Source organism: Armatimonadota bacterium (assembly GCA_020354555.1).
Taxonomy (GTDB): Bacteria; Armatimonadota; Hebobacteria.
In genome coordinates this window covers 6,983-10,547 of record CP070648.1, presented here as the reverse complement: position 1 = coordinate 10,547, position 3,565 = coordinate 6,983, and the positions used below count along the sequence as shown (strand labels likewise).

The following is a 3,565-nucleotide window of genomic DNA, read 5'->3' as shown; positions in this document are numbered from 1 at the left end:
GGCGCCGCACACGCGTGGCCGTGAGTCGGTGGGGCTCATCCGCGATATCCGCGCAATCCGCGGGTTCCCGATGTGGACGACGGCGCCCGAGCTATCCGGTCGGCCTGCGCAGACCTTCGCTCCAGAGGACGTAAACACCTTCCGTGCCGGGAGCGGCGATGCGCAGCTCGCGCATCAGGCCGCTGCCGGGCCCGGTGGTCAGGGCGAGGTACGCAAGCAAGCGGCCGTCGGCGGACCAGGCGCATGCCTCCACGCCCTTGGCGAGCGACAGCCGACTGCCATCGTGGAGTTTCACGATATCGAGCGCGCCGGGGCGGCCCGACAACGCAGCGACCATGGTCGCGTCGGGCGAGAGCTCGCCGCGCGGGAGCTTTCGCTTGCGTCCGGTTGCCAACTCGACGACCATGTCCTGCCGGCTCGTATATCTCAATACTCCGTTGCTGAGGAATTTGGGCGCGCGGCAGTCGCCATCGGTCACCGACGTGAGCTCGGTCAGCTTGTTCGTCTTGAAGTCAAGGCTGTAGATCAGGCGCGACGCGGATGCGGTGAGCTGCCCGACGAAGGCGAGCTTGGATGCGTCGGGCGACCATGCGGGCTCTCCCGCCGCGAACATCGAGGTCACGCGCGTGAGCTGGGAGCGGTTACCGCCGACGACCCAGATGTCCGAGCGCGCGCCGTCGCGGTCGGAGACGAAGGCAATCCACCGGCCGTCGGGCGACCAGGTTGCGTCACGATCGGTGGCGGGGTGCGCCGCAAGCGGCGCGGCGCCTTTGCCGTCGGCGTGGGCGGCGTAGATCTCCCACGCCTGCCCGGACGGCGAGGCCTCCAGAAGGACCCACTCGCTGTCCGGGCTCCACTCCTTCACCCGGCCGGGCTCGGCGACGCGCACGGCTGCCTTGGTGTCCATGCGATAGACAAACGTGCCGTCTCTATCGGCCCACGCTACCTTGAGTCCGTCGGGCGAGCAGAACCCCTGGGCGCCGTTCGCACTGAGACGAATCACGCCGCCCTGCACCGTATTCACCGCGTAGAGCCCGGAGTCACTCCAGAACGCCAGCAGCCGGCCGGACGACGACCAGTTGAGGCCAACGGCGCCGGGGTGAGCCGGACTGCCTGCGACGAGCACGACAAGCGCCGACACGGGCACCGCCATGAGCGCGCGGCGCAAGAGCATTCTCGCTGTGGGTATGTACATCTTCAACACCTCGCAGGATGACGCACGTCGGGACGTCGTGGTTGCAGTCCGCGAGTGTTCCATCACGGATTGTCCCTATACGTGCGCGCGTCGCCCGCCCGGTCCGGCGCTTGACGACACGGCGGCCGAATTGCGGCAGGGGATCGTACGGTGAGCGGCGATGCCGCGCTGCGGAGCGGCGCCAACGCCGCAGCGGCTCGATACTACCCAAGAGGATTATTCCGCACTCCGGAGGGAATCTGCGAGGCTCCCGCGTCCGTCAGATGGCGGCCGGGTTAGCAAGGGCTACGGTGTCGGGCGCCAGGGGTCACGGTGCCGACCCGCGCCGAGACCGGGCCGCGCCCGAGGCGGGACGGCGCATGAACCGCGGACACGGCGATTGCGGCCCCCCGCGAGTGCCGCAATGGGGAGCGGCGGGCCGAGGCTGGCCCGCCCGAGATGGCACGGCAGAGGGCGTCCGTGCCACATCCTTGGGCGATCTGAACCTGTTTGCCTTAGGCGGAGAAGCCGGACCCGGGAGCAACTAGGCCACGCAAGAGCCCAAGACGACACCGCAAACATGCGATCTATCGAGGTCCGTGCATTGGGGGAGGGTGCCGGGGATGGCGGCGGCGCCCAAAACGAAGCTCGTCCGGAAGAGTCTGCGGGTACTACCGGCGCTGCGGCAATACCCAGGACTCTGTAAGCAAGCGCATGTGTGCTAGTTCTCAGCCCAATGTCGGGCTATCGGCCCTCGGCGCGAGGGAGAGTCATTGACTTCGCAGGGTTTTTGTGCTATATATTCGGGCGCAATCGAGCGGGTCTGGCGCCTGCCAGGCAGGCGGCCGGCCTGCTGGACCTTGACAACTCAGACGCGGCTTCGATACGAACGGAGACAATCAGGACGTTCCTTCGAGGCGTAATCCCAGTAGCGCGCATCACTCATGCGCGCCGCGCGTCTGGCCACCGCGGCTCAGACGCGCGCACTGGATGAACGATCATGGCACAGATTGTATCCCCGCGACAACCGGTGGACGCGGAGGAGAGGAGGTGAAAAGGAGCCTTAGCGCCCGCAAAGCCGGGTGGGGAGACAATAAGCTGGAGACGGCAGCGCGAACGGAGAGTCAGAGGAAACAAGGATACTCTGCGTCCTCCCAAGCGCGGCCCGATCCGGCAATTCAGGCAAAGGCTAAGGAGGAAACGCATGAAGTATGCCATGGGAATTGCCGCGTGCGCGGCATTCCTCATCGCAGCAACAGTTCCCGCTGGAGCCCAGGGCGCGTTCTCGGATGTCCCGAGCGACCACTGGGCATATGACGCAGTGCAGGAGCTGGCCCAAGACGGGGTCATCATCGGCTACCCCGATGGCACGTTCAAGGGCCAGCGGCAGATGACCCGCTACGAGTTCGCCATGGCCCTATCGCGGATCCTAGACATGGAGCGTGTCACCATCAAGGGTCCGAAGGGTGACAAGGGCGATCCCGGACCGGCTGGGCCCCCTGGCGCCAAAGGCGACAAGGGTGACAAGGGCGATCCCGGAGCGGGAGGCCCTGGTACTGCCCTGACCGAGCGCCAGCAGCAGCTCTTGCAGCAGTTGGAGCAGGAGTTCATGCCGGAGTTGCGGCAGATCCGCGCGGACGTTGACGACCTGCTGTTCCGCGTGGAGGACCTTGAGGCCATCTGTATCGTCGACGAACCCGCGGCGAAGATCAAGGTCGGCGGCAGCATCAGCTACCGCACCGGCTTCTACGGCGACGAGCTCGAGTGGACGGGCGGGGAGACCAACCCGTATCCGGGCTATTCGACTCTGGACAAGGACGCCTACAAGGCCAGCAACTTCGGCACCATGGTGACCAAGGTCAACCTGTCGGGTCAGATCAACGACGCGACCATGGTCAACGTGACGCTGTTGGCCGAGCCCAGGACCAACGTCCCGGACGAGGCGAATCAGCCCGCAGCAGGTCTCGGCCTGATGGACATGGTCCGCATTGACGAGGCCTGGGTCAAGGTCAACACTGGCTTCCCCATCCGCCACACGGCGACCGTGGGTAAGCAGTACTTCAAGGCGAACATGGGTCTTGCGCTTGACAACGGCCTGTTCCCGTTGAAGGCGATTGACCTTGGCGTCCCGCTGGGCCGTGGCATGATGGTGCACGGCGTCTACGGACAGTTCGACCGAGAGACCGCTAACTTCGACACCGTGAATCCGGCAGAGCCCACCAGCACCGTCAACGAGGGCCAGGACGTGATGAGCGCCGCGACTCTGTCCTTCCCGATCTGGGACTGGACGGTGACCGGCGTGTACGTGCACAGCGGCGTCCACAGCCAGCGTGTGTGGTCGGTCGGACTGGAAGGCGACCTGTTCAATCGCACGATTATGGGCGAGTTCGC

Annotated in this window: 2 protein-coding genes; one reads left to right on the top strand and one right to left on the bottom strand. The window is 65.9% G+C overall.

The features are described 5' to 3' along the window. Positions 1 to 91: 91 nt before the first annotated feature. The gene (locus JSV65_00050) at positions 92 to 1,195 is read right to left on the bottom strand and encodes a PD40 domain-containing protein (protein UCH34783.1); all 1,104 of its coding nucleotides are present in this window, start codon (positions 1,193 to 1,195) and stop codon (positions 92 to 94) included. A gap of 1,183 nt (positions 1,196 to 2,378) precedes the next feature. Here JSV65_00050 and JSV65_00045 point away from each other — a divergent pair. After that, positions 2,379 to 3,565, top strand: a 1,187-nt coding sequence (locus JSV65_00045; GenBank protein ID UCH34782.1) for an S-layer homology domain-containing protein, incomplete at its 3' end; no start/stop codon positions are given.

Excerpts from the sequence above, each read along its gene's own strand:
- JSV65_00050 (UCH34783.1), bottom strand. The coding sequence starts at position 1,195 with ATGTACATACCCACAGCGAGAATGCTCTTGCGCCGCGCGCTCATGGCG.